This is a genomic window from Aestuarium sp. (assembly GCF_023253315.1).
Classification (GTDB): Bacteria; Pseudomonadota; Alphaproteobacteria; order Rhodobacterales; family Rhodobacteraceae; genus Marivivens; species Marivivens donghaensis.
Genome location: NZ_JALRGW010000184.1, coordinates 1 through 581, shown reverse-complemented (window position 1 = coordinate 581; position 581 = coordinate 1). Strand labels below are relative to the sequence as shown.

The window sequence follows — 581 nt, the reverse complement described above, 5'->3', positions numbered from 1 at the left end:
TGGTGATGTTCGACGCCACTTTTGCGCCACTGGTGCAGGCCATCGCCAAACACTGCCCTCAGGTGCACACCTGGGTGTGTCTGGCAGACGCCGCCCACACGCCTGCCATCGAAGGCGTGGCCAACGTCGTCGCCTACGACGACCTGCTTGCGCCCCACCCCGAAACCTTCGAGTGGCCCGAGTTTGACGAACGCACCGGCGCGGCCTTGTGCTACACCTCAGGCACCACGGGCAACCCCAAGGGCGTGCTGTACTCCCACCGGGCCATCGTGCTCAACGCCACCACCGCCTGCATGCCGGACATCGTGGGCCTGTCCTGCCGTGAAACCATCTTGCCCGTGGTCCCCATGTTCCACATCAACGCCTGGTGCATCCCTTACGGCGCCATGCTCTCGGGCTGCAAGATGGTGTTGCCTGGCCCCAAACTCGATGGCGCGAGCATCTATGAATTGATGGAGGCCGAAGGTGTGACCATCAGCGCGGGCGTGCCCACCATCTGGATGGGCTTGATCCAGCACATGGAAGCCAACAACCTCAAGTTCTCCACCATGAAGCGCACGGCCGTGGGCGGCTCCGCCATG

At 63.7% G+C, this 581-nt stretch carries 1 protein-coding gene; it reads left to right on the top strand.

Annotated elements, in window-relative coordinates; genetic code table 11:
• On the top strand, positions 1-581 hold a 581-nt coding region (locus AC1QQ2_RS14925), incomplete at both ends, for an AMP-binding protein (RefSeq protein WP_479713736.1).